The sequence below is a fragment of the Clavibacter sp. GW821-FHT01D01 genome, assembly GCF_059422605.1.
Map to the genome: position 1 here is coordinate 154,937 of NZ_JBWKXC010000004.1, position 23,049 is coordinate 177,985.

The 23,049-nt window shown below is 70.2% G+C and carries 23 protein-coding genes, 1 pseudogene and 2 riboswitches; of the genes and pseudogenes, 10 read left to right on the forward strand and 14 right to left on the reverse strand.

The window, feature by feature from the left end:
* Positions 1 to 32: 32 nt before the first annotated feature.
* Positions 33 to 126: riboswitch (glycine riboswitch) on the reverse strand.
* 1 nt (position 127) lies between these two features.
* Positions 128 to 214, reverse strand: a riboswitch (glycine riboswitch).
* A 190-nt stretch (positions 215 to 404) separates the two neighbouring features.
* Positions 405 to 869, reverse strand: coding sequence for an SseB family protein (locus AC07VC_RS07730; RefSeq protein ID WP_094116318.1), 465 nt, complete (start codon positions 867 to 869; stop codon positions 405 to 407).
* A gap of 86 nt (positions 870 to 955) precedes the next feature.
* Between AC07VC_RS07730 and AC07VC_RS07735 the strand changes: the two genes are divergently transcribed.
* A complete protein-coding gene (locus AC07VC_RS07735) occupies positions 956 to 1,366 on the forward strand; it encodes a BlaI/MecI/CopY family transcriptional regulator (protein WP_494676267.1) in 411 nt (136 codons plus the stop codon).
* On the opposite strand, the gene AC07VC_RS07740 is transcribed toward AC07VC_RS07735, so the two are convergent.
* A complete protein-coding gene (locus AC07VC_RS07740; RefSeq protein WP_494676268.1) occupies positions 1,363 to 2,133 on the reverse strand; it encodes a copper resistance CopC family protein in 771 nt (256 codons plus the stop codon). The genes AC07VC_RS07735 and AC07VC_RS07740 overlap by 4 nt on opposite strands.
* Positions 2,134 to 2,293: 160 nt before the next feature.
* Here AC07VC_RS07740 and AC07VC_RS07745 point away from each other — a divergent pair, with 160 nt between their 5' ends.
* Positions 2,294 to 2,692, forward strand: a complete 399-nt coding sequence (locus tag AC07VC_RS07745; RefSeq protein ID WP_494676269.1) for a ChaB family protein — start codon at positions 2,294 to 2,296, stop codon at positions 2,690 to 2,692.
* Positions 2,693 to 2,741: 49 nt separating this feature from the next.
* Here AC07VC_RS07745 and AC07VC_RS07750 read toward each other — a convergent pair whose 3' ends face one another.
* Positions 2,742 to 5,510, reverse strand: a complete 2,769-nt coding sequence (locus AC07VC_RS07750) for a glycoside hydrolase family 43 protein (RefSeq protein WP_494676270.1) — start codon at positions 5,508 to 5,510, stop codon at positions 2,742 to 2,744.
* 214 nt (positions 5,511 to 5,724) lie between these two features.
* Positions 5,725 to 6,279 carry a GNAT family N-acetyltransferase gene (locus tag AC07VC_RS07755; RefSeq protein ID WP_494676271.1) on the reverse strand — a complete coding sequence of 185 codons (555 nt, stop codon included), beginning with the start codon at positions 6,277 to 6,279 and terminating at the stop codon, positions 5,725 to 5,727.
* 46 nt (positions 6,280 to 6,325) lie between these two features.
* On the opposite strand from AC07VC_RS07755, the gene AC07VC_RS07760 reads away from it, so the two are divergent.
* Entirely contained in the window at positions 6,326 to 7,435 is a 1,110-nt protein-coding gene (locus AC07VC_RS07760; protein ID WP_494676272.1) for a zinc-ribbon domain-containing protein, read from the forward strand.
* Between the two features lie 67 nt (positions 7,436 to 7,502).
* Here AC07VC_RS07760 and AC07VC_RS07765 read toward each other — a convergent pair whose 3' ends face one another.
* Positions 7,503 to 8,066, reverse strand: a complete 564-nt coding sequence (locus AC07VC_RS07765; protein ID WP_494676273.1) for a GIY-YIG nuclease family protein — start codon at positions 8,064 to 8,066, stop codon at positions 7,503 to 7,505.
* Between the two features lie 113 nt (positions 8,067 to 8,179).
* Complete coding sequence (locus tag AC07VC_RS07770; RefSeq protein ID WP_494676274.1) at positions 8,180 to 8,584, reverse strand: hypothetical protein; 405 nt, start codon at positions 8,582 to 8,584, stop codon at positions 8,180 to 8,182.
* Between the two features lie 218 nt (positions 8,585 to 8,802).
* Between AC07VC_RS07770 and AC07VC_RS07775 the strand changes: the two genes are divergently transcribed.
* The 3 genes from AC07VC_RS07775 (at position 8,803) to AC07VC_RS07785 (ending at position 11,308) form a co-directional block, all read left to right on the forward strand.
* The gene (locus AC07VC_RS07775) at positions 8,803 to 9,255 is read left to right on the forward strand and encodes a MarR family transcriptional regulator (RefSeq protein ID WP_494676275.1); all 453 of its coding nucleotides are present in this window, start codon (positions 8,803 to 8,805) and stop codon (positions 9,253 to 9,255) included.
* Between the two features lie 128 nt (positions 9,256 to 9,383).
* Entirely contained in the window at positions 9,384 to 10,850 is a 1,467-nt protein-coding gene (locus AC07VC_RS07780) for an APC family permease (RefSeq protein ID WP_317230264.1), read from the forward strand.
* Between the two features lie 2 nt (positions 10,851 to 10,852).
* Entirely contained in the window at positions 10,853 to 11,308 is a 456-nt protein-coding gene (locus AC07VC_RS07785) for a universal stress protein (protein ID WP_094116328.1), read from the forward strand.
* A gap of 10 nt (positions 11,309 to 11,318) precedes the next feature.
* Here AC07VC_RS07785 and AC07VC_RS07790 read toward each other — a convergent pair whose 3' ends face one another.
* The 3 genes from AC07VC_RS07790 to AC07VC_RS07800 all read right to left on the reverse strand — a co-directional run bounded on the left by AC07VC_RS07790 (position 11,319) and on the right by AC07VC_RS07800 (position 12,901).
* Positions 11,319 to 11,915 (reverse strand): TlpA family protein disulfide reductase, encoded by a 597-nt coding sequence (locus AC07VC_RS07790; RefSeq protein ID WP_494676276.1) that lies wholly within the window; start codon positions 11,913 to 11,915, stop codon positions 11,319 to 11,321.
* Between the two features lie 35 nt (positions 11,916 to 11,950).
* The gene (locus tag AC07VC_RS07795) at positions 11,951 to 12,439 is read right to left on the reverse strand and encodes a DUF2510 domain-containing protein (RefSeq protein WP_494676277.1); all 489 of its coding nucleotides are present in this window, start codon (positions 12,437 to 12,439) and stop codon (positions 11,951 to 11,953) included.
* Positions 12,440 to 12,526: 87 nt separating this feature from the next.
* The gene (locus AC07VC_RS07800; protein WP_494676278.1) at positions 12,527 to 12,901 is read right to left on the reverse strand and encodes a hypothetical protein; all 375 of its coding nucleotides are present in this window, start codon (positions 12,899 to 12,901) and stop codon (positions 12,527 to 12,529) included.
* 182 nt (positions 12,902 to 13,083) lie between these two features.
* On the opposite strand from AC07VC_RS07800, the gene AC07VC_RS07805 reads away from it, so the two are divergent.
* The 3 genes from AC07VC_RS07805 to AC07VC_RS07815 are packed head-to-tail and all read left to right on the forward strand — an operon-like array spanning position 13,084 to position 15,116.
* Positions 13,084 to 13,776 (forward strand): histidine phosphatase family protein, encoded by a 693-nt coding sequence (locus AC07VC_RS07805; RefSeq protein ID WP_494676279.1) that lies wholly within the window; start codon positions 13,084 to 13,086, stop codon positions 13,774 to 13,776.
* 24 nt (positions 13,777 to 13,800) lie between these two features.
* On the forward strand, positions 13,801 to 14,349 hold the full coding sequence (locus AC07VC_RS07810) for a DUF3090 domain-containing protein (protein ID WP_317230259.1): 549 nt from the start codon (positions 13,801 to 13,803) through the stop codon (positions 14,347 to 14,349).
* Positions 14,349 to 15,116 (forward strand): SCO1664 family protein, encoded by a 768-nt coding sequence (locus tag AC07VC_RS07815; RefSeq protein WP_494676280.1) that lies wholly within the window; start codon positions 14,349 to 14,351, stop codon positions 15,114 to 15,116. The genes AC07VC_RS07810 and AC07VC_RS07815 overlap by 1 nt, the downstream gene beginning before the upstream one ends.
* A 55-nt stretch (positions 15,117 to 15,171) precedes the next feature.
* Here AC07VC_RS07815 and AC07VC_RS07820 read toward each other — a convergent pair.
* The 5 genes and pseudogenes from AC07VC_RS07820 to ychF form a co-directional block, all read right to left on the reverse strand.
* Positions 15,172 to 15,488: pseudogene (locus AC07VC_RS07820) on the reverse strand (HigA family addiction module antitoxin); the annotation flags it as partial.
* Between the two features lie 358 nt (positions 15,489 to 15,846).
* Positions 15,847 to 16,899 (reverse strand): Eco57I restriction-modification methylase domain-containing protein, encoded by a 1,053-nt coding sequence (locus tag AC07VC_RS07825; RefSeq protein WP_494676281.1) that lies wholly within the window; start codon positions 16,897 to 16,899, stop codon positions 15,847 to 15,849.
* A gap of 1 nt (position 16,900) precedes the next feature.
* Positions 16,901 to 20,182: a DEAD/DEAH box helicase gene (locus tag AC07VC_RS07830; protein WP_494676282.1), complete on the reverse strand. Its 3,282-nt coding sequence runs from the start codon at positions 20,180 to 20,182 to the stop codon at positions 16,901 to 16,903.
* Positions 20,175 to 20,828, reverse strand: a complete 654-nt coding sequence (locus tag AC07VC_RS07835) for a hypothetical protein (protein WP_494676283.1) — start codon at positions 20,826 to 20,828, stop codon at positions 20,175 to 20,177. The genes AC07VC_RS07830 and AC07VC_RS07835 overlap by 8 nt, the downstream gene beginning before the upstream one ends.
* 347 nt (positions 20,829 to 21,175) lie before the next feature.
* Positions 21,176 to 22,249 carry a redox-regulated ATPase YchF gene (gene ychF, locus AC07VC_RS07840; RefSeq protein ID WP_494676284.1) on the reverse strand — a complete coding sequence of 358 codons (1,074 nt, stop codon included), beginning with the start codon at positions 22,247 to 22,249 and terminating at the stop codon, positions 21,176 to 21,178.
* A 99-nt stretch (positions 22,250 to 22,348) separates the two neighbouring features.
* On the opposite strand from ychF, the gene AC07VC_RS07845 reads away from it, so the two are divergent.
* On the forward strand, positions 22,349 to 22,978 hold the full coding sequence (locus AC07VC_RS07845; protein ID WP_494676285.1) for a 3'-5' exonuclease: 630 nt from the start codon (positions 22,349 to 22,351) through the stop codon (positions 22,976 to 22,978).
* The last annotated feature ends 71 nt before the right edge of the window (positions 22,979 to 23,049 follow it).

Here is a 23,049-nt window from a genome sequence, read left to right on the forward strand (position 1 = left end):
TTCCTCCGGCGCGGGCGCGCCGGGTGCGGGACTCCCCCTCTGTCATGTGCCTGAGAGCTTCGCGCCGTCCGAGGACGGTGCTTTCACCGTGGGCGAGCCGTACGGGACGACTTCTTTTCAGAGTGGCCAGTGCATCGCGGTACAGGGACCTGAGAGATTGGCGGGGAGGCTTGCTCCTTCGGTGCTCCCGGAGGAGCTCTCCCGCGATGCGTGCGCGGCCGTGCTACGGGATCAGCATATCGAGCGGGACGTTTCCGTCGTGTGACGATCCGGGTCGCGTCCGCCGGACGTCGCGGACGCCCCGGACGCCCCGGACGCCCCAGACGCCCCAGACGCCCCCGACGCGACGACGCCGCCGCCCCCTCCTCGGGTGCGACGGCGCCGGGTGGTCGGCGGGGCCGGGGTCAGACGGCGTCGGGCGACGGCGCGGACGGGGTGGGAGCTCCCGGCTGCGTGCCGTCCTCGTCCTGGTCGATGACGCGGCGCACGTCGTCGGCGAGCTGCGCGACGCCCTCGGGCATCATCTCGAAGCCGTCGGTGGTGCCGACGTTGATGACGAGGCCAGTGCCCTCCGGGATCGCCTGGACGAGCTCGGCGGCGGGGATGGTGGCGACGTGGTCGGCGACGCTCGTGACCTTCTCGTCGATGCGGTCCTCGTGCGTGAACGCGGCGAGCATGGGCACGCCGTCGCGGTCGAAGAGGACCGGCTGGAGCTGGTCGGTCTCCGGGGTCAGGGGCGTCGCGGTGGGCACCACCACGGTCGTGTTGATGAACTCCGTGAGGACGGCGGTCATGTCGGACTCGCCGGCCTGGCCGCGCGCGATGGCCTGCTCGAGGGGGGTGGGCTCTCGGTCCTGTGAATCGGTCATGCCTCCATCGTGCCCGATCCGCCGGGGTGCCGGCTGACCGCGAGGGCGCGGGGCGCGGAGCGGGCCCCGCGGGTCGGCGTAGGATCGTGACCTCCATCCGCCACCCGACCCGAGGGGAGCCGACCGTGCCGATCGGACGCCAGCGCCCCCGCGGGGAGCTCGAGGCCGCCATCATGGACGCCCTGTGGGACGCGGACGAGCCGCTCACCGGCAAGGACGTCGTCGCGCGCATCCCGGATCCGCGGCCCGCGCTCACGACCGTGCTCACGGTCCTCGACCGGCTCGGCCAGAAGGGCCTCGTCACCCGCTCGGACGAGGCCCGTGCCCTCACGTTCGCGCCCGCGCGATCGCGCACGGACCACGCCGCGTCGCTCATGTCGGGCGCGCTCGCGGCCACGAAGGACCGCGAGGCCGCGCTGCTCCGCTTCGCGGGGACGCTCGACGGCGACGACCTCCAGGCCCTGCGCCGCGCCCTCGGCGGGGACGACCGGGCCTAGCGCCGGTCGTCGGCGCCGTCGGTCGGACCGCCGACGCTCCGCCCGTCCTCGCCCGGGAACCGGCGCGACGAGCGCCGCACCACCCCGAGCACGACGAGCACGGCGGCCGCGAGGATCACCAGGCCGATGAGGACGAACACCCACACGGGCGTGGTCTCCGCGGCGTCGGCGAGCGGCACGGACTCGCCGGACTCCGCGTCCGTGGTGGGCGCGGGAGCGGATCCCTGCGTGCCCTGCGTCGTCATGGTGCCCTCGGGCTCCGGCGTCGCGGTAGCCGCGCTGCCCGCCCACGCGTCGCCGCATGCCGGGGCGGCGAGGACCGCGGGCGTGCCCGTGGTGTCGCCCTCGGGTGCGTAGGTGAAGGAGTAGGTGCCGTCGATGGGGTGGCTGTCGCTCGAGACCGCGCGCCACGTGACCTGGTACGTGCCCGCCGTGCCGAGCGCGATGCGGCTCGTGGCCGTGGTGCCGTCGACCGTGACGCAGCCGTCCTCGTGGAAGGTGCCGCCCGAGGCGTTCACGACCTGGATGGCGAAGCCCGAGTTCTGCGCGTCGAGCGAGAGGAGGTCCTCGCTGAAGTCGAGGGCGATGGTGCCGGGCTCGGCGGTGACGGTGGCGTCCGCCGCGGGAGTGGATCCCACGAGGCGGTCGTGCGCGGAGGCGGGACCCGCGGGGATCAGCGCACCGCCCAGCACGAGCGCGGCGGCGGCCGCGGCGAGCGCGGCGCGTCGGAGGGGGGACGGGGTGCGGGGGTGGAGCGGAGACGCCATGGGTCCATCATCCCCCGGCGGGCTCACCGGCGCCGGAGGCCGGAGGCGCGTCCCCTGGCGGTCACGGCCTCCCCCAGCCCTCGACCTCGACCGGTGCGGAGGGGCAGGGTGGAGGGACGGCGGCGCGCACGGCGCCCGCACCCGAGCACGAGGAGGACCCGTGGCCCCCGACGACGACGACATGCCGAGCACCATCCGGCGCTCCCCCGAGCGCGCCCAGGCGACCTGGTCGGCCGCGCACGCCTCCGCGGAGGAGCAGTACGGATCCGGGGAGCGCGCGGAGCGCACCGCCTACGCCGCGCTGAAGCACGGCTTCGAGAAGGTCGGCGACCACTGGGAGCCGAAGGACGAGAAGGGCCCCTCCGACGACGGGGCCGAGCGCCGCGGCGCGGGGACGCAGGGCGGGGTGGACGCGAACGCGTCGAAGGCGCACCTGATGGACGTGGCGCGCCGCCTCGACGTGAGCGGCCGCAGCCGCATGACGAAGGACGAGCTGGTGGACGGGATCCGGAAGGCGAACGACCGGGAGACCCGGAGGGCCCGCGAGAGCGGCGACTGACGCCGGGAGCGGGGACGCGCCGTGACGCGTCCCCGCTCCCGGCCGGTGGTCAGCCGACCGTCGTGCCGCCGCGGATGTCGTCGAGCACCGTCAGCAGGGCGCCCTGCGTCCAGAGGCCGACGCGGCCGGTCGCGTCGTGGAAGCGCTCGGCGTCCGCGTCGGAGAGCTCCGTCGTGGCGACGAGGTCGTCGTCGAGGAGGACCTCCACCGTGTCGTCGGCCGTGTAGCGCGCCGTGAGGACGTCGCCCGCGAGCAGCTGCACCGGGATCGCCGGGTAGGCCGTGCGGGTGCCGTCGGTCGCGATCGCCGTGGTGGTGATCGCCTTCGTGCGCGCGTCGTACGCGACCGTGACCGCGCCGCGGTCGACCGTGCGGGCCGACTGCGACTTGAGGACGAGGCCGACCGACTGCGCGGTGCGGGACACCTTCGTGAGCCGCACCGCCGCCTCCTGCGTGGCGCCGAGCGCCTCGCCGTGGAGGAGCGCGCCGCCCTGGTACGGGCGGAGCGTGCCGGCCGCGAGGCGGTAGGCGGTCGCGGCGGTGGACCCGGTCCACGATCCGCCGACCGCGGAGCCGCGGCGGGCGAAGTCGTCGAGGACCGCCGCCTGCACCCGGAAGGTGCGCGTGACGGCCTCGGCGGGCGCGAACGCGTCATCCCCCGCCTGCGTCGCGGTGATGGTGCAGACGCCCGCGGACGTGGGCGTGAGCTGCGCGCCGTCGACCTCGCACGCCCCGGAGGCCGCGAACGACACGGGCAGGCCCGAGGTCGCGGTGGCCGTCAGCGCGATGGGGTCGCCGCCTGCGGTCGCGCGGGTGGGCGCGGTGAACGCGATGCTCTGCTCGGCGAGAGCCGAGGGGCCGCCGGAGACCAGGAGGAAGCTGACCTGGACGTCCGGTCCCGCCGCCTTCGCGATCTCCACCTCCAGCACGCCGTCCGCCCCGACGACCGCGGTGTACGCGCTCGAGGAGTCGGCGCCGAAGGGCCGCGCCCGCTCGACGACCTGCCCGTTCAGCGTGATGCGCGCGGTGCGGCTCGCGGTGGTCCACGGGTCCGAGAACCCGAGGTCGACGCGGTGCTCGCCGGGCGTCAGCCCGCCGAAGGAGTACGTGAGCGTCGCGCCCGACTTCGCCCAGCGGAGCGTCGAGTACAGGTCGCCGCCGGCGTCGCCCTTCACGTCGCTCGATCCGGTCCAGCCCCAGGTGGTGCCGGTGGCGGGATCCGTGCCGAGCGGCTGCTCGGGCACCGATCCGAGGAGCGGCGCGTCGCCCGCGGCCGCCTGCACGACGGCCTTCCAGTCGGCCGTCGCCCAGCCGCCCGCGTCGACCGCGTACTCGAGGTCCTGCGGGACGACGACCACGCGGCGGACGAGCGTGCGCCCGTCGTCGAGCGTGCCGCGCAGCTGCACGGGACCGGCCCCGGCGAGCGCCCGGGCGTCCCAGGCGATGCCCGTGGTCGTGGTCGCGCCGTCGCTCCGCACCTCGACCTCGTCGGGCAGCGACGAGGCGTCGTCGGTGCGCACGGTGGCGGGGATCTCCGTCGTGACCTCCCACGGCGCGTAGGCCGGGATGTCGCGGACGCTCCACGTGCCCGGGTCGGTGAGCGTCATGGATCCGCCCTCGCCGAAGGAGAGGGGCAGCCAGATGTACGGCGCGTTCGCCAGGTCGTCCGGCGTCCACCGGTCGCCCATGTAGACGAAGCGGCCGTCCTCCGGGTCGATCGGGATCACCGAGGTGCTCTGCGACCCGAAGGTCGTGGCGGCGCCGTCACCCTGCGCGGGGTTGCCGCGGTCCGTCCAGGTGCCGAGGATGTCGGTCGCCGTCGCGTACGAGGCCGGGTTGGGGTTCCAGCCGGTCGCGCCCGAGGTGATGAGGTAGTAGGTGCCGTGCGACTTGAAGAGCACGGGCGCCTCGCGGTGCGCGCCGATGTAGGGGCGCGTGAAGTCGACGCCCTTGACCGCGTCGGCGGGCCCGGTCGCCAGCGCCGTGTAGTCGCTGTCGAGCTTCGAGATGTAGAGCGAGTAGTTCTCCTCGCTCGAGTAGATGATGTAGGCCGTCCCGTCGTCGTCGACGAACAGGTTCATGTCCCGGGCCATGCCCTTGCTGCTCGGCTGGTAGTCGGGCTCGCCCGGAGGCGCCTCGTGGAGCCGGTGGTCCTGCAGGTAGCGGAACGGGCCGGTCGGCGAGTCGGACACCGCGACGCCCGCGGTGGCCTTCGCGTACTGCGCGTCGCTCGTGGCGGTGGGACCGTCGGTGTGGATCCACATGACCCACTGGCCGGTCGCCTCGTTGTGGATGACCTTCGGGCGCTCCAGGATCGCGGCGGGGCGCGAGGACCCGGCCGCGGGCGTGGTGCCGAGGTCCTCGTAGACGGCGGCGCGCGCGTCGGCGTCGAGGTCGCCGTAGAGGCCGGCGAAGAAGGGGTCGGCGTCGAACTGGTCGGGCGACGACATGGCCCGGAGCGCGAGGCCCTCGTCGGTCCACGCCTCCAGGTCGCGGGATGAGTACACGTGCACGCCGGGGCTCGACGCGTAGCCGTTGGAGCGGTCCTCGCCGTACCAGTAGTAGATGGTGGCGCCGGTCTCGTCGACCGAGGGGACGATCTGGCCGCCGTGCGCCTGGATCACGTTCCCCGCGGTGTCGAGGCGGGCCTCGCCCGGGGTGAAGGTCGCGTCCTCGACGGCGGCGGGAGCCGACGGGGCGATGGCCGCGGGCGCGGCGGCGGCCGGCGCGTGCGCTCCGGACGGCGTCGCGGCGTGCGCGGGCAGGCCCGCGAGGGACAGGGCGGTGGCGATGCCGGCGGTCACGGCGACCGCGCGCATCCCCCTCCGCCTCGGGCGTCGCTCGGGTGCACCGTCCGCGGGCGTCCCGCGTCCTGGTGCGGATGGTTGCGTGATCATCGTCGATCGTCCTCCTGGTGCGCGTTGCGGATCGGGACGCGCCGCATCGTCGCGGAGCCCCCTCGCATCGCGTCCCACGCTAGTCGCGGATTCCTCAGATGCCGGAAAAGGGACGCGGGGCGAATGCCGATCCCGCTCAGCCGAGGTCGACGCGGAACAGCTCGCACTCGGCGTCGTAGTAGCCGCGGGTGTGGCCGAGGGCCCGCATCCCGATGCGCCGGCACACGGCCTGCGACGGCGCGTTCGCCGGGTTCGTCACGGCCAGGACGCGCGTCAGGCCGCCGGCGGCCGCGTGCGCCAGGACGCGGCGCGCCGCCTCCGTCGCGACGCCACGACCCCAGGCGTCCGGGTGCAGGTGCCAGCCGATCTCCGTCTCGCCCTCCGCGGGCGCGTCGCGCGGGGCGGGATCGTCCGCCGTCACGGGATCCGCCGACGCGGGGAGCCCCTTCAGCAGCAGCGACCCGAGGAGGGCGCCGTCCGCGCGGCCGGCGATCGCCCAGATCCCGCGCACGGGGTGGTCGAACGCGGCGTAGCGGTCCGCGCGCGCGGCCGCCTGGGCCGGATCCGCCTCGACGCGGCCCGAGCCGATCCACCGCTGCACCTCGGCCCGGGAATGCAGGTCGAGGAGGAAGGGCGCGTCGGCGGCGGCGTAGCGCCGGAGCAGCAGGCGGTCGGTCGCGAGGTCGGGCACGGCCCCAGGCTAGGCCGAGGTCGGTGGCTCCTCGTAGCGTGACCGCATGCCCGAGCCGGTGGATGCGTGGTGGGCGCGACGCCGCTGGTCGCGCGGCCTCGACGTGCCCTACCCCGTGGGCGCCTACCGGGAGGCGTGGGCGTCGTTCCCGGTGCTCATCAGGCAGTACCACCCGGAGTTCAACCGCGGCATCACGCTCACCCAGGTGCCGCCCGCCGCCGACGTCTTCCTCACCTGGCAGTGCGACACGGGTCACGTCTTCGTCGCGACGCCCGAGGAGCAGCGCATGCGCCCGGGCCGGGAGCGCCGCCGGTCGTCGTGGTGCCCGGAGTGCGCCGAGGCGGCGGCTCCGCGCACGCCCGTGCTGCCGATGGCGGACCAGGTGCGCTGGCCGGGCGCGTCCCCGCTGGTGGCGGGTCCGGTGGCAGGTGCGGTGGCGGGTGCCCCGACCGCGGCAGCGCCCGGGCTGGCGCCCGAATCCCCGTCGTCGCCCTCCGGCTCGCCGCGCGCGCGGCGGGGAGCGCGCGACGGCATGCCCGCGTCCCGCGGCACCGGGCGCGACCGGCGCGCGAAGGACGGCACGCCGAGCCCGGCCCCGCGGGCGGTGCGCGGCCCGGCTCCGGTCGCGGATCCGCCCGTCGCCCGCGCCCGCCGCTCACCCGGCGTCTGCAGCGCCACCCCCGACCTCCCCGTGGGCGAGCCATTCGCGAGCGCGTGCGCCCCGCCGCCCGCGTCCGCCGTCGAGGAGCGCCTGCGGCAGGAGCTGGTCGCGCGCCTGGAGCACACCCCGGGGCTCAACGCCGTGCGCCTCGCCCGCCCGTTCTTCGAGCACCTCGAGGCGTGGCCCGACATCCTGCTGCCGGAGCTGCGCGTCGCCGTCGAGTACGACTCCACGGGACGCCACGGGCTGGAGCACGTCGGCCGCCGCGAGGAGGCGGATCGCCGGAAGGACCGGGCGCTGCGGTCCGCCGGCTGGGAGGTCGTCCGGATCCGCACCGGCAAGCTGCCCCCGCTCGGGCCCTACGACCTCTGCGTCTCCGGGCTCACGCGCGGCACGGTGGACCTGCTGCTCGACCGGCTGCGTGAGATCCGCGGCCCGTTCCTGGTCGACGCCTACCTGCGCGAGCCGCCGACCGCCGCCGCGTCCGCCGGCTGACCCCCGCGAGCCGCGGGCGCTGTCAGCGGGTGGGCGGGGCTGTCGGGGCGGGCAGGGCAGGCAGGCGTCAGCTCACCCGCAGCGCCTGCGCCTCGCTCCGCCACCGGGCGAGCAGCTCCCACGGATCCGGCTGCCCCGCGGCGAGCGCCCGCACGTGCTCCCGCAGCTCGTCGTCCAGCGCGAACCACTCCGTGCGGTCGAACCGCTGCCGCGCGAACCGCGTGTGCCGCGCCCGCTCCACCGCGCGCCCGCCGCGCTCGAACGCGAGCAGCTCGTCGTGCCGGAGCGTGCCGAGCCGCTGCCGGGGATTGGCGCTCGTGCCGATCTTCAGCCGTTCGCCGAAGCGGATGTAGTAGACGACATCCACCCGCGGCGGCGCGAGCTCCCCGTCCGGGTGGTCGCCGTGCCGCCACTCGCACACCGCGCACAGCCAGCCCGACGGGTAGCGGACGCCCAAGCGGGAGCCGCAGGCCGGGCACGGGGACGGCAGCACGTCCTCGACGCCGTGCCCCCGCTCCACCCAGGCCGCCGCGGCCACGAGGTGCGCGGCGCACAGCGGCACGGGCGCCCCGGGCTCGACGAGCGCGACGCACGCCTCGGCCCGGCACCTGGGGGATCCGCTCGACGTCATGCCCCGACGCTAGACGCGGGCGCCGACACCGCGGCCCGGCGGGCTGCGACGCGAGTCGGCACGGCGCAGCGTGGCGCGGCGCGGACCGGCAGGGCGCGCGGCGGATCCCGCGGTCAGCGCCCGGCCCGCACCACCACGGGCGCGGCGTCCGCGAGGCCGCGACGGAGCTCCACCGACGTCCACGGCACGGGCGCCCCGGCGAAGATCGGCGCGAGGACCTCCCACATGATCCGGCGGTCGGGTCCCACGAAGTAGACGTCGTAGGAGTCCGCGCCGAACTCGTTGCCGTCGATGCGTCCGGCCTCCAGCAGCTGCAGCGCGTCGTCCCCCGCCGCCTCGGTCGCCGCGAGGGACTCGAAGGCCTCGTAGGCGGATCCGGCGTCGCCCGCGGCGAAGCGCAGCACGACCCAGTCGTCGGGCGCGTCCGGGCGGGTCCAGGGCCGGGCGGCCGCGACGACGGCCATGGTGAGCCCGGTGATGATGCCCGTGAGGAGGAGGGCGCGGATCCGGGGCGTCACGGGCGCGCCCCCGCGGATCCAGCGACTGCTGCGGCGCTCATGCGACCTCCTCGTCACGGTCGCGCTCCCACGGCGCGCATCCGGTGCCAGCATCGCAGACGGACGGATGTCGTGACGGTTCGCCGTCGCCCATGGCCTCCGGCGCCGTCGGGCGATACGGTCCCTCCAGAGCAGACGGCCCGCGGGGTCGTCGCCACCGGCTCCCGAGGAGGCGCGCCATGACGGATCCGCACGTGCTCGGACGGCTCATCGTCGGCATGAGCGACGTCTTCGACGTCATGGACGCCGCCACGATCGATGCCTGGGACGGGCTGACGGGACTGCAGATCCAGCTCCTCCGCGTGGTCGCCACCGACATGCGGGTGGACCGCGGGTCCCTGGCGGTCTGGACCCGGACGTCGCGCGCCGCACTCGTCCCGAGCCTCGCCGCGCTCCTCCACCGCGGCGTCCTCGCCGAGGAGACGGACGGGATCGGGCCCCGCCTCGTCGTCGCCCCCGCCGGGCGTCAGCTCCTCGCCGCGGTGCTCGTGGCACGCGCGGGCTGGTTGCGCGAGGCCGCCTCGGCCGTCGGGCCCGTCGCCGACGAGGAGGAGCTGCGACGCACGGCCGAGCTCATGGAGCAGCTCGCGGCGACCACGACGCAGGGCGAGTCGGGTCCGGACGCGAGCTGACGGGCGCCCCGCCGATCGGCATCCACGACCGGATCCGTGGCGCGCGACCCCGTCGGCGACGCATGCCGCAGCATCGGGGGCCGCAACCGGCCCTTCACCGCAGGGCACCCCGCCCCTAGGGTTGGGTGATGGCGAACCCCATCGAGGCACCCGCACCCCCGCGATCCGAGCTGAAGCGCTCCATCACGGCCAAGCAGCTGTACTTCTACGTGGTCGGGGACGTGCTGGGTTCCGGCATCTACGTGCTCGTCGGCCTCGTCGCCGCCGCCGTGGGCGGCGCGTTCTGGATGGCGTTCCTCGTGGGCGTCTCCATCGCGACCATCACCGGCCTCGCCTACGCGGAGCTCGTCACGAAGTACCCGCAGGCCGCCGGCGCCTCGCTGTACATCAACAAGGCGTTCCGCAGCCCCGTGCTCACGTTCTTCATCACCATCTGCATGCTGAGCGCCAACATGGCCGCGGTCGGGTCGCTCGCCGCGGGATTCGTGCGGTACCTCAGCGACCTGATCGGCCTGCCCGAGTCCGCCATCTGGGCGTCCACCGGCATCGCCGTCGCGTTCGTGGCGCTCATCACGGTCATCAACCTCATCGGCATCAGCGAGTCGGTCATCGCGAACGTCGTCATGACGTTCATCGAGATCAGCGGCCTCGTCGTGGTCGTCGCCATCGGCGTGATCGCGCTGGTCGAGGGCGTCGGCGACCCGGCCGTGCTCCTCCAGTTCCAGGTCGAGGGCGGCGCCGGATCCGCGGTGCTCGCCGTGCTCGCGGGCGTCTCGCTCGCCTTCTTCGCCATGACGGGCTTCGAGAACGCGGCCAACGTCGCCGAGGAGACCATCGACCCGTCCCGCGCGTTCCCCCGCGCGCTCATCGGCGGCATGATGACCGCCGGCGTCGTCTACGTGCTCGTCTCGATGGCCGCGGCCCTCGCCGTGCCGATCGACGCCCTCGCCGGCAACACCCTCCTCGAGGTGGTGCGCGCCGACCTGTTCTTCATCCCGGCGGCGATCATGCTCGTGGTCTTCGGCCTCATCGCGATGGTCGCCATCAGCAACACGGCGCTCGTCACGGTGGTGGCGCAGTCGCGGATCCTGTTCGGCATGGCCCGCGAGAACGTGGTGCCGGCGGTCTTCGCCAAGGTGCACCCGGCCCGCCGGAGCCCGTACGTCGCGCTGCTGTTCGGCGGCGCGGTCGTGGCGTCGCTGCTGATCATCGGCGCGGCGATCCGCTCCAGCCAGGCCGGCCTCCCGGAGGACGAGCGGCTCGACATCGTCGACCGGCTCGCCACCATCACGGTCGTGTTCCTCCTCTTCATCTACGCGCTCGTGATCGTCGCGTGCCTGAAGCTCCGCGGGAAGGACGAGACGCCGGACACCTACCGGGCTAACACGCCGCTGCTCGTCGTGGGCATCCTCGGCAACGTCGCCGTGCTGATCTACACGCTCGTCGACGACCCCGACGCACTCTGGTGGGTGGGCGGGCTCCTCGCACTGGGCCTCGTGCTGTACCTCGCCCAGCGGACGCTCGGCGGGAAGAAGCCGGACCTCGAGGCCGCGGCGGGCGTCGCCGCATCCTCCCCGACGGACCGGGAGGTCTGAGCATGCACGTCATCGTCGCCACCGACGGATCCCGCGCCTCCCTGGAGGCGGCCCGCCAGTTCCAGGTGATCGCGGACTCCCGCGAGATCACCGAGGTCACCGTGCTCGCGGTCGTGAGCCCCTACGCGGCGGCCCCGTTCGCGAACGAGCTCGGCCCGCGCCATGCGCACGGCCAGACGGAGCTGAGCTACCGCCGCGACGCCGAGTCCGCCGTCGAGGTGGTCGCTCACGTGTTCGAGGGCTGGGGCCCCACCATCCACCGCGACGTGCGCAGCGGCTCCCCCGCGACCGAGATCATCCGCGCCGCCGAGGAGCTCTCCGCCGGCCTCATCTCGATGGCCGCGGGCAGCCGCGGCCTCACCGCGACCATCCTGCTGGGCAGCACCGCCAGCCGCGTCCAGCACTCGGCGCCGTGCCCGGTGCTGATCTGCCGGCCGACGGTGCGGGGCCAGGCGTAGCGCGTCCGGTCTAGGCGGGCGGCGTCGCCGCGGCCGTCGCGATCAACGTCGTGAGCGTGCTGGGGTCGACCAGCCCGAGGATCCGGGCGCTCACGCGGCCCTCCGGGTCGAGCACGATCGTCGACGGCGTGGCGTTGGGTGCTGTCCTTTCGGCGAATGCCAATTGGACGCTGCTGTCCTGCGCGTCGAGCACGGTGTCGTAGGGGACATCGAAGGCACGGACGAATGCGTCGGCGTTGGCTGCCGAATCCCGGGTGTTCACGCCCAGGAACATCGCCGTGTCCGTCGTCGCCGCGCTGACCTCGTTGAGGTCCTTCGCCTCGAGCCGGCAGGGACCGCACTCGGCGTACCAGAAGTCGACCACGAGGACCTTGCCGCGGAACTGCTCAGCGGTCACGGCCGTGCCCGCTGTGTCGTCTGAGACGAACGTCACGGGCGTGCCTCGATCCTCGACGCTGAACTCCGTCACCCGCCCGTCTCCGGAGATGTGCCCCTTGCCGTCACCGGAGCGGAACTGCTGCGCGAGGTCGTCAGATGCCGTGCACCCGCTGAGGGCCGCCGCCAGCACGAGTGCGGCGGCGGCGAGGGACGCGGGTCGACGGTTCACGCGCTCAGCACGGGACGGGAGTGGAGTCGCTGCCGTCACCCGAGCCGCTCGAACACCAAGGTCGCCTGGATCCGATCGCCGCCGGCGAGCCCCTTGCTGCCGGAGGATGCCGTCGAGATCGTGTGCAAGCGGTACCCCTTCGCCGCCTGCTCGTTGATCGCGTGCTCGAGCTCGGTGAGGTTGCCGCTGCCCGTCCCCCACAGCTTCTCCTTGAGGATGATCTGGAGCACGACGTAGGCCTGACCCGAGGGGACGGCGGAGTCCGTCCTGGTCGGCGTCGTCGCACCGCCCTGGCCGGTGACAGGACGCGTGATCGACGTCGCGGTGGCCACCGCGTGGCCTGCGACGTCCGCAGGCGGCTTGATAGACGCAGCCGGGACGGCCGCGGTCGGGGCCACCACCGGGGAGGCCGGCGGGACGGGCGGCGTCGGCGGCATCACGTGCTCGGTCCACCGCGCCCCGTCCCACCAGCGCATGGTCGCGGATCCGTCGTCGTACCAACCGGCCTGCGCATCGGTCGCCATGGCGTCCCCCTCTTCGTCGTCCCTCCCGCCATCGTGGCGCAGGCACCGTCGCGCGACCAGTCGCGCGCCCCCTCGCGGCGCGCTCCGTCAGACCGTCCGCGACTGACGGTCGGCGTCGGCGTCCCTGTGCCGCTGCTGCGCGGCGTACTCGCGCAGCAGGCGGGTGTGCCGGAATCCGAGGCCCACGCGCTGCAAGTACCCCATGCCCTTCGCAAGCGGATGCCTCCGCAGCGCGATCCCCGCGGCGAGCGCCGACCCGGCGACCATGCTGATCGCGAGCACCGGCGGCCCGTATCCCGAGGAGGGGACGAACGCGAAGAGGACGTACGCGCTCGCCGCCAGGAGGACCGCAGATGGCACCATCGACGCCCTGCTCACTCCGGTGGGGTCGTCGATGGAACCGAGGTACCCGATGCTCCCGCCGACGAGCACGACGGCGCCGAGCGTGACCAGCATGCTCATCTGCAGCCTCCATCCCGGTCAGACGGTCCGAGGACTGGAACGTACAACCCTCCTGACCACGATCGTCGGTGTCCTCCACAATCCTGGTGTCTTGGGCCGCGACCGGCTTGCTGGACGACCGACGCCCTGGGGCGACCCCGCTCCCGCGACCCCGCCCCAGCCCGCCTCGTTAGGCTCGCCGCATGGCGACAGTGATCCTCGTGCGGCACGGACGCACCACAGCGAACGCGACCGGGATTCTGGCGGGGCGCACACCCGGCGTCGACCTCGACGACACAGGACGCGAGCAGGCGGACCGCACCGCCGAACGGCTCGCCGCCGTGCCGCTCGCCGCCGTCGTGTCCAGCCCGCTCCAGCGATGCTGGGAGACGGCGCAGCGGATCCTCGAGCACCAGACGGGGAAGCCGGCCCAGCCGATCGAGCCCGACATCACCGAGTGCGACTACGGCGACTGGCAGGGCCGCGCGCTCGGCGACCTCGCCAAGGAGGACCTCTGGTCTCGCGTGCAGTCGCACCCCTCGTCGGTCGTCTTCCCCGGCGGCGAGTCCATGGCCGGGATGCAGGCGCGCGCGGTCGCGGCGATCCGCCGCCACGACGCCACCATCGAGGCCGAGCACGGGCCGGGTGCCGTGTGGGTCGCGGTCAGCCACGGCGACGTCATCAAGTCGATCCTCGCCGACGCCCTCGGCACGCACCTCGACCTGTTCCAGCGCATCGACGTGGGCCCCGCGTCCGTCTCGATCGTGCGGTACGGCGCGAGCCGGCCGATCGTCCACGCGACCAACAGCGACGCGGGCGACCTCTCCTGGCTCGCAGGCCCCACGGGCTCCGGCGATGCGCCGGTCGGCGGCGGCGCCGGGCACAGCGCACCGTGATCCGCACGCGCCTAGAGTGGTGACATGCCCACACGCGCCTTGGAGTTCGACTGGCCCGACCGGCTCGTGGTCGGCACCATCGGCCTCCCGGGTGCCCGCACGTTCTACCTGCAGGTGCGTGCGAGCCAGCAGCTGGTGAGCATCGCCCTCGAGAAGCAGCAGTCCGCGCTCCTCGCGGAGAAGATCGACGAGATCCTCGACCAGCTCGTGGCCGTCGAGGGGAACCCCTTCAGCGTCCCGACGAACACGCCGCGCGAGCTCGTCGACGAGGACGCGCTCGAGCCCGTCGAGGAGCGCTTCCGCGCCGGCGCGATGAGCCTCGGCTGGGATCCGACGACGGCGCAGGTCGTCATCGAGGCGTACCCGCTCACGGACGGCGACGAGGACGACGACCTCCCCGGCATGCCGTCCGCGGACGACGGCGAGATGCTGGTCGTGCGCCTCCCCGTGGGCGCGGCCCGGGCCTTCGCCCTGCGCACCCGCGAGATCGTGGACGCCGGCCGCCCGACGTGCCCGTTCTGCGGCCAGCCGATGGACCCCGAGGGTCACATCTGCATCGCCCGCGAGGACTGATGCCGGCGACGGACCTGGTCACCGCCGAGCTGACGCTCACGGGCCGCATCCGCACCGCGTCCAACGCGACCTTCCTCGGCACCATCGGCGACACCACCGTGGTCTACAAGCCCATCCAGGGCGAGAACCCGCTGTGGGACTTCCCCGACGGCACGCTCGCGCACCGCGAGGTCGCCGCCTACCTCGTCTCGGAGGCCTTGGGCTGGAACGTCGTGCCCCGCACCTGGCTGCGCGACGGCCCGCTCGGCGCGGGCATGGTGCAGCTCTGGCAGGACGAGGACCCCGACCAGGACGCCGTCGATCTGATCCCCACGGACGAGGTGCCGGAGACCGGCTACCGCACCGTCCTCGGCGGCGAGGACCAGGAGGGGAACTCGGTGACCCTGATCCACGAGGACTCCCCCGCGCTCCGCCGCATGGCCGTCTTCGACGTGATCGTCAACAACGCCGACCGCAAGGGCTACCACGTGCTCGCGATGCCGGACGGCCACCGCCACGGCGTCGACCACGGCCTCACCTTCCACCGGGACCACAAGCTCCGCACTGTGCTGTGGGGGTGGGTCGGGGATCCGCTGAGCGCCGAGGAGCTCGAGGGCGTGGATCGGGTGCTCGCGGCACTGGACGGGGATCTGGGGCGGGAACTGAAGGAGCTGCTGACGGCGGAGGAGATCGCCGCGCTCGCCGCCCGCTGCTTTCGGTTGCGCTCGGCAGGGCGCTTCCCGGCCCCCGAGGGCGAGATGCCGGCGGTCCCCTGGCCGCTCTTCTGAGGCGATCGCGGCGGCAGGCATCCAGAGGGCGGGCGGACTCGGGGTCTCGCGGCCAGGCAACCCGCAGGGGGACGATCTCCGCGACCCTGTCCTGCAGCGCCCGCCGCTCGAGCCGCAGCTCTTAGTGGGACTGCAGGTTCATCCAGAACTCGTCCGAGGTCCCGAAGTAGCACGCCAGCCGGATGGCGGTGCCGGCAGTGATGCCCCGCTTGCCGTGCACGATCTCGTTGATGCGCAGCGGGGGTACGCCGTTCGACACCGCGAGCTTGTTCTGGTGATCCCGAAGCCCTCGATGAAGTCCTCCATCAGGATCTCGCCCGGATGGATCGGATCGATCCGGTCACTGTCAGTGGTAGTCGACGAGCTCGACATCCTCCGCACCTCCCTCTTGCCAGATGACGCAGAGCCGCCACTGGTCGTTCACCCGGAGCTGTGCTGGCCACGGCGATCACCCGCCAGCCGTTCGAGCCGGTCGCCGGGCGGGATGCATCGGTCCTCGACATCCAGCGCCGCGTTCAGCAACTCGTCCTTGCGGAGGGTCGCCCTCTCCGTCCCTCAACAAAGTGCAGATGTCGTTACTGCCACTTCATCGACGGCGCTGAACGCGACGTCATGTCGATTGACCAAGACGCCACGGACCGCCTACACGACGATATCGGCGACGGCGGAGCCCATTCACTACTGCGGGATCTGAACGTTGGCGGGAATGACCTAAATCACTATCCGGCGGTCACTCCACGGACTTGACGTTGGTCTCGATGAATGAGATCTCTTCCTCGTCGAGCCCGTACTTGGCATACAGCTGCTGGTCAATCTCCGGAATCGACCCACTCCAGTCGATGGATGATGCCGAAGTGAAGTCCTGGCTTGGGACAAACTTCCAGGTATTTCGCGGGTTGTGCTGGGTGATCTTGAGGATGCCGAGCATTGTTCTCGCGAACTTGGACTTCGTGTACTTCTGACAAGCTTTGGCTTCCGCCTCAGTGTTGAACGATCCTATGGTAATAAATGTTTGTGTCACTGCGACCCCTGGCTCCAGCACCGTCGGATAATTCAACGCCACGCCGAAGAAGTCAGTCGTGGAACCCGACCCGTTCGCCGCCGGCACGGCGACCTTATACCGATTGAGGCTGTTGGGCCCCGATATATACTCACTGCGAATCCAACGGAACACGCGAACGTTCTTGATAACCCCAAGGAGACGCACGTACTCACCGCCGTCGTCCGGTCGAACCTGAAAGAACAGAAATGCGAGCTGCTCGAAGGCATTGGTGCTTACACGGAACCGTGCATCGATCGACATCATGCCCATTGCATTCGGGTACCGATCGTGCATCTCGTCCGTAAAGGCATAGGCCCGACCGCTTGACACAAGCTTGTCAATGAAGCTCGTTCCCGACCTCTGGACCTTGTGCAGGATAGTGCTAAGCTCAGGGTGCCGTATAAAGAAGCCAACCGGACCGATCTCGCGCTCCGAGTCGCGATATGTGACTGCAACACCACCTTTAATAGGATCCGTCAAGCCCGGAAACATTTGGTTAGAATCGGGTTCGTAATACGGAACGCTTAGATGCGCATCCGCGAGCATCTTCTCGTTCCACGCCTTTGGCGTAAAGCCAGCGTTGAACAGGAACCGGGCCGGGGTGATAAGCACGGCTTTCGTCCCGACTTCATACGCCGCGTCCATGAAGCGGTGGTAGACCGGGGTGTCTCGGGTGCCCTTACCTAGAGCCTTCTCCTGGTACGGCGGGTTGCCGATGACAACGTCGAACTTTTTGGTCATATCAGTCGCCTTCCGTTAGCATGTCGTCGATGACGGCCTGCCGCTGTTCGGCGGTCATCTGAGCGAGGTTATGTACGCGGTAGTGCCCGGACTCCGCGATCCACTGTTTGCGTTCACGGACACCGCCGGACACGGCCTCGATGGTGATGTCGTGAAGGATTTGGTTGTGGCTCATCTCAAAGATCTGCTTCGAGAGGATGTGTCGCAGGCGATCGTTCTGATCCGGGATGACGTCTGCCAGCCCATTATCGAGCCTGCGCACGAGCTCCATGAGGAACAACCCAGCGGTGGAGAACAGGTCTGCGAAAGTTCTCGTGGGGTCGGAAAATATTCCGGGGTTCTCTAGCTGGAGAATGTCAACCATCTGCTTCACTACCGGCTGGGGTGTGAAAACGAGCGACGATTTTTGACGTGGGATGTATGCGAAGATATCCTCAGTTAGCGCGTCGTCGAAGTAATCAGCCAACGCGACCTTCTTGGCGAGGAACTCCTGAATTGCCTGATCAAAAACCGACGTATCGAACAGGCCCGGAATTCGGGAGACGGTGCCGTCGTCTTCGGCGATGTCCTGTCCGTCCCGCAGAATGCGGAAGTCCGCTTCGCTGATGCCTGTGATCTCTTCGAAGACGGCGTCAGGGGTGTGATCATCGAAGTTCGAAAGACGGATGCTCTCATTACCGTAGGCCATGAGGAACATCGGGATAGTCCGGGCGAAACCCCGCAGGTGGGCGCGCGCATTGTCCATTGCGATGTTCGCGCGCTTCTGCTCCTTCTTATTCTCCTCCCTTGCAACGATCTCTGGAACGACCTGCTCCATCGTCCTACCAACTATGGCTAAAATGTCGGCGGTAAAAGCTTGCTCCTGCTCGGCCCGCTTTTCGGCAACGGCCGCAACGTCGGCGTCAGTCGTAGCGTTGTGAAATTCGTCCTCGAGGTACTTGGAGACAATAGAGTGATCGACGTAAGCGCGTTCAACGGCAGCCGCGACCGCCGCCTCGGTGCGCTTCTCATCCCGCGTGACTTGCGCGGTCGTAAGGCCGTAGACGTCTTTTAGCTCCTCGCGCTTCTCTTTCGTCTGCTCGGTAATAGCGTCCGCGATTCTCGTTGCGGCGATGCTTGCCGGAGCATTAGGCTGTATGATAGGGATATCCTCAACCTGCCAAACGGGTGCGCCGAGCTCGGCCACCTTAGGGTTGATCACTGTCTGCAAGTCAACCTCAACGTTCCCGTCGGAGTCGGTAATTGGTACAGGCTCTTCAAGAGTGATTTTGGTGCCCGCCTTAAGCTTGCCCTGCTTAGCCTCGGGCAGCTTCTCGAGGATCGCCATAACCTGCTCGGAGTAGCGGAAGATGCCGGAGACATTCGCGAATAGCAGGTTAGAAAGGAAGCCGCGACGTACGACCTCCCGCGCCTTGAAGACCTGCGGGAACGTAAGTACCTGCGCGGCGTCGAGTTCGACCATACGGCCGTCGGCGTCCTCGCCGATGACGGGGAAAAAGTTGAGCAATGTGCGGATGTTCTCACGTCGAACCTCGGGGCTCCTCAACGAGTTGGGGCGCAGGTTGTTCGCGAACTCGTCAAAGATTGCAAGCGTGCGCTCCGGCGCGAAGTCGAAAATATAGGCGTTGTTCTTCTGCAGCATGCGCTCGCCGCGGAGGAATGTGTGCGGGTTCTGCGCGCGGAAGGCTGCCTGCATGTAGAGCGCCGGCGAGGCCAGATTTGAGAGCATGAGCACTGCCGTCCACTCGGGCACGGTGACCCCGGTGGTGAGCTGTCCTACCGATAGGGTGATCGTTTTGCCGCCAACCTGCTCCGCGGCGGCGATGGCGGTACGGACCTTTTCGAGAGCCTTGGCTGAGTCGATGGTATCGGCGTCCTCTTCGCTGCGCCCGTCGCCGGCGGCAAGGACGATTGTGTAGTCCCTAAAGATCTCATGCTGCTTGAGCAGCTTCTCGAGCGCCTTTGCCGACGCGACGCGGTTCAGCAGCCAGAACGAGTGTCGAATTTCGTCGCGCAACTCGGACGTCGAGAACGGATACTTTTCGTTCGTGGTGAGGCGATCGAGGAACTTAACGACGTCGTCACGGTGCTCGAAGACGCCGTTGTCCTTCGTCGCAAAGAACTCGCCAAGGTCGAATGCGAAGTCAATGTTCGCCTGGTCCTCACCGAGGGCGACCCCCTCGGACAGACGATCGGAGATCATGCGCGAGAGCTGGTATGTGAGCATGTTGAGCGTCGGCAGCGCTGCGTAGGGGTTTTCCTGCGCACCATCGGACCACTCGGCACGGGCCGTCTGCTCGTCCTCGTACGTCCAGTTGAAGATCTGCTGGTCGTCGAACTTGCCCGCGGCAAGGGCTTTGAACGGCGTTCCGGACAGGTGCAGAGTCCTCTTGCGTGTTATTTGGTCGAAGACGATGTCGGTCTTCGTCGTGTCCACGCCTTCGTGGGCCTCGTCGATGACGAGCAGGTCCCAACTGGACTTCTTTATGTGTAGAAGCTTCTTGTGCGAGCCGCCGAAATACTGGGAGCCCTTAAGGTCCTGCAGTGAGAGGAACTCGACGCTGCGCGGGTCGTCATGCTCCGCGGCGTACTGGGTCCACCGGCCGCGCGACATTGTCTCCCGGCCGGCGAGGGATGCCGAGTCCGAGACGAATACATATGAGGTCTGGTGGCCGATAAAGCGGACGAAGTCGTCGAACCACGAGTTGGCGACCGCCGGACGGTTCGTGACGATTAGCACGCGGCGTGCATCGAGGCGCCGCATGAGGTCATACGTCGTCAGCGTCTTACCAAAGCGAGGCTTGGCATTCCACAGGACATCCGCGTGGCCGGACCCGAAGGCACGGAGCGCCTGCGCCACGGCGGCATCCTGCTCGGGGCGCAGGCGGTAGTCCTCGTTACTGGCGCGCTGGAGTTCTGCGCCGTCTTGGCTAGCGTACTCGAGGAAGTATTGCTTGGAGGTCAACGGCATTTCCGCGAAGCGATGCCATTCCGTGCGTGGGGTGAGTTCCCGCTCAACGCCGCGCTGCTTGAGGTACGAGTGGAAGTCCCGGTCAGTGAACGCACCTCCAGCCTCCGATGTGAAGAACGCGCGCTGCGCCCATAGCTTGACCTTCTCGATCCCCAGCTGGGAGGCCTGCTGGGCGATGCGCACGTCGGCCCCGCCCTCCTGCTCGGTGTAGCCGATCTTTTCCCAACCCTGGTATTTCGCGACATCAGGAGTCATCCAGGCATAGACGACGGGAACGATCTCACGGAACGTACTGATCTTCGGACTAGGCATCGGCCCTCAGCTCTTTATAGACGTGGGTGATCTGACACACAGAGTATGAAGCATGAATGCTGAACTCGAACGTGCCGACGCTCGATCCGCGCAGCGAGGCGAGCGTAAACGGCTCGCGTTGCACGAGGGCCGGCTTGTTGAGCACGCGATTCCACCAGGAGAAGACGAGCTCTCGGCCCTCCCAGTCGAGCCCGGTAAGAGTGTTACCGCGGAGGACGTTCCAGTCCACGAGCGCCGCTGCTGAGCGGTACAGGTTCGTGCGCGTGCCGCAGGAAACCCCTGCATTTTCCTGAAATGCGGTGAATGTGGCCAAGAGGTTCGCCTTGGCCGCCGCGTGGTTGTCCTCAAGCAGTTCGACGCCATAGATCGATGCCAGCGCGAAGAGCGACTCCATGGGTTGGACGGATGGCTGGTAGCGCTTGACGATGGCGTCGAGTTTGCGGCGCAGTATCGCGACAAGGAAGTTTCCATCGCCGGCGGCAGGCTCGAAGAACGTCTTGTCAACGAAGTTCGGTCCTGCCTCGAGCTCGGGGCGGACGAGATCGAGCATCTGATTCACCATATGCCGCGGAGTGAAGACCTCGCCATGCGCCCTCACGCGCTGCCGCGACTTGATGAGCCGTTCGTTGATCGCGGCCGCACTCATCCGTCACAGCCTTTCAAAGCACATCGATCATTCCGTCTGAGCGCGTGCATGAGAATCACAGCGGCCATCGGCGGATCCGGAGGGGGATCTGTTGTGTCACCAGGCCTCTCCCGCACTAACCAACCGATGAGCTCGGCTCCTCACGCCACCGCCACCGCCACCTTAACCAGAAACAGTACATCGACCCAGCGTCGCTAACCAGTGATCACACGCACGCGGTCGCGAAGCCGAACGCACGAGGTCCGACCTCCCTCGTGGGTCTTGCGTGGGATCTTGAGACATGACCGGAATATCGGTATATATCAATGCGATGGAGCGAGATGGGCAATGTGAATCAGAAAACTACCCTACACATTGAACCGGAACTCCACGACGTCGCCGTCCTGCATGACGTACTCCTTGCCCTCGATGCGGGCCTTGCCCTTGGAGCGCGCCTCGGCGATGGAGCCGGTCTCGACGAGGTCGTCGTAGGAGATGACCTCGGCCTTGATGAAGCCCTTCTCGAAGTCGGTGTGGATCACGCCGGCGGCCTGCGGGGCCTTCCAGCCCTTGCCGATGGTCCAGGCGCGCGTCTCCTTCGGGCCTGCCGTCAGGTAGGTCTGGAGGCCCAGGGTCTCGAAGCCGATGCGGGCGAGCTGGTCGAGGCCGGACTCCTCCTGGCCGGTCGAGGCGAGCATCTCGGCGGCGTCCTCGGGGTCGAGCTCGATGAGCTCCGACTCGATCTTCGCGTCGAGGAACACGGCCTGCGCGGGCGCCACGAGGGCGGCCAGCTCCGCCAGCCTGCCCGTGTCGCCGAGCACCTGCTCGTCGACGTTGAACACGTAGATGAAGGGCTTGGCTGTGAGCAGCCCGAGCTCGCGGACGGGCTCCAGGTCGATCTTCGAGGCCGACAGCGGCTTGCCCGAGTCGAGCCACTCGCGCGCGGCCTTCGCGGTCTCGAGCACGACGGGCTCGATGCGCTTGGTCTTCAGCTCCTTCTCGTAGCGCGGCTCGGCGCGCTCGAGGGTCTGCAGGTCGGCGAGGATCAGCTCGGTGTTGATGGTCTCCATGTCGCTGGCCGCGTCAACGCGGCCGTCGACGTGCACGACGTCCTCGTCCTCGAAGCCGCGGACGACCTGCGCGATGGCGTCGGCCTCGCGGATGTTCGCGAGGAACTGGTTGCCGAGGCCCTCGCCCTCGCTCGCGCCGCGGACGATGCCCGCGATGTCGACGAAGGAGACGGGGGCCGCGAGGATCCGCTCCGAGCCGAAGAGGCCGGCGAGCACCTCGAGGCGCGGGTCCGGCAGGTTCACCACGCCCACGTTCGGCTCGATGGTCGCGAACGGGTAGTTCGCGGCGAGCACCTGGTTCTTGGTCAGGGCGTTGAAGAGCGTCGACTTGCCGACGTTGGGGAGACCGACGATCGCGATAGTGAGAGCCACGGGAGACCATCGTACGGGGCGGGCCGCCTCCTCCCCCGCCCCCGGGCGGCCCGGCTCTCCCGGGATCCGGCGTCGGTCGTGCGTGCGAGCATCGATGCCATGCCGTTGGACTTCACCGCGATCGACTTCGAGACCGCCAACAACTCGTCGGCGAGCGCCTGCTCGGTGGGTCTCGTCAAGGTCCGGGACGGCGTCGTCGTCGACACCGCGTCGTGGCTCATCCGCCCGCCGGCCGGGCACGACTCCTTCTCCGTCTGGAACACGCGGATCCACGGCATCGTCGAGGACGACGTGGCGGACGCCCTCGGCTGGGCCGACCAGCTGCCGCGGCTCATGGCGTTCGCGGGCGACGACCACCTCGTCGCCCACAACGCGCGCTTCGACATGGGCGTCATCCAGGGCGCGTGCCGGGCGACCGCGCTCATCCCGCCGCCGTACTCCTACCTGTGCAGCCTCCAGGTCGCCCGCCGCACCTACGCGCTCGAGTCGTACCGGCTGCCGGTCGCCGCCCGGGCCGCGGGCTTCGAGGACTTCGCGCACCACGAGGCGCTGGCCGACGCGCGGGCCTGCGCGGCCATCGTCGTGCACGCGGCCGAGAGGCACGGCGCCGCCTCCCTGACCGGCCTCGCCGAGGCGGCGGGCGTCGGGATGGGCCGCATCGGCGCGCCTCGCACGCAGCCCGTCACCCGGGCCTCGGCTGCCGCGACCCCGCCCATCGACTGGGCCTGATCCGTCCCCGGGCACCCGGCGGGACCCGTCCCCCGGGCGCGCGCCGCACGTCCCGGCCGTGTCGGGGGCCG

Bases quoted from the DNA above. Each gene is read 5' to 3' on its own strand.
- AC07VC_RS07795 (WP_494676277.1), bottom strand. From the start codon at position 12,439: ATGGCGACCGATGCGCAGGCCGGTTGGTACGACGACGGATCCGCGACC.
- AC07VC_RS07845 (WP_494676285.1), top strand. From the start codon at position 22,349: ATGCCGTTGGACTTCACCGCGATCGACTTCGAGACCGCCAACAACTCG.
- AC07VC_RS07785 (WP_094116328.1), top strand. From the start codon at position 10,853: ATGCACGTCATCGTCGCCACCGACGGATCCCGCGCCTCCCTGGAGGCG.
- AC07VC_RS07760 (WP_494676272.1), top strand. From the start codon at position 6,326: ATGCCCGAGCCGGTGGATGCGTGGTGGGCGCGACGCCGCTGGTCGCGC.
- AC07VC_RS07740 (WP_494676268.1), bottom strand. From the start codon at position 2,133: ATGGCGTCTCCGCTCCACCCCCGCACCCCGTCCCCCCTCCGACGCGCC.
- AC07VC_RS07810 (WP_317230259.1), top strand. From the start codon at position 13,801: ATGCCCACACGCGCCTTGGAGTTCGACTGGCCCGACCGGCTCGTGGTC.
- AC07VC_RS07730 (WP_094116318.1), bottom strand. From the start codon at position 869: ATGACCGATTCACAGGACCGAGAGCCCACCCCCCTCGAGCAGGCCATC.
- AC07VC_RS07825 (WP_494676281.1), bottom strand. From the start codon at position 16,899: ATGACCAAAAAGTTCGACGTTGTCATCGGCAACCCGCCGTACCAGGAG.
- AC07VC_RS07835 (WP_494676283.1), bottom strand. From the start codon at position 20,828: ATGAGTGCGGCCGCGATCAACGAACGGCTCATCAAGTCGCGGCAGCGC.
- AC07VC_RS07830 (WP_494676282.1), bottom strand. From the start codon at position 20,182: ATGCCTAGTCCGAAGATCAGTACGTTCCGTGAGATCGTTCCCGTCGTC.
- AC07VC_RS07800 (WP_494676278.1), bottom strand. From the start codon at position 12,901: ATGAGCATGCTGGTCACGCTCGGCGCCGTCGTGCTCGTCGGCGGGAGC.
- AC07VC_RS07805 (WP_494676279.1), top strand. From the start codon at position 13,084: ATGGCGACAGTGATCCTCGTGCGGCACGGACGCACCACAGCGAACGCG.
- AC07VC_RS07775 (WP_494676275.1), top strand. From the start codon at position 8,803: ATGACGGATCCGCACGTGCTCGGACGGCTCATCGTCGGCATGAGCGAC.
- AC07VC_RS07815 (WP_494676280.1), top strand. From the start codon at position 14,349: ATGCCGGCGACGGACCTGGTCACCGCCGAGCTGACGCTCACGGGCCGC.
- AC07VC_RS07780 (WP_317230264.1), top strand. From the start codon at position 9,384: ATGGCGAACCCCATCGAGGCACCCGCACCCCCGCGATCCGAGCTGAAG.
- AC07VC_RS07750 (WP_494676270.1), bottom strand. From the start codon at position 5,510: ATGCGCGCGGTCGCCGTGACCGCCGGCATCGCCACCGCCCTGTCCCTC.
- AC07VC_RS07765 (WP_494676273.1), bottom strand. From the start codon at position 8,066: ATGACGTCGAGCGGATCCCCCAGGTGCCGGGCCGAGGCGTGCGTCGCG.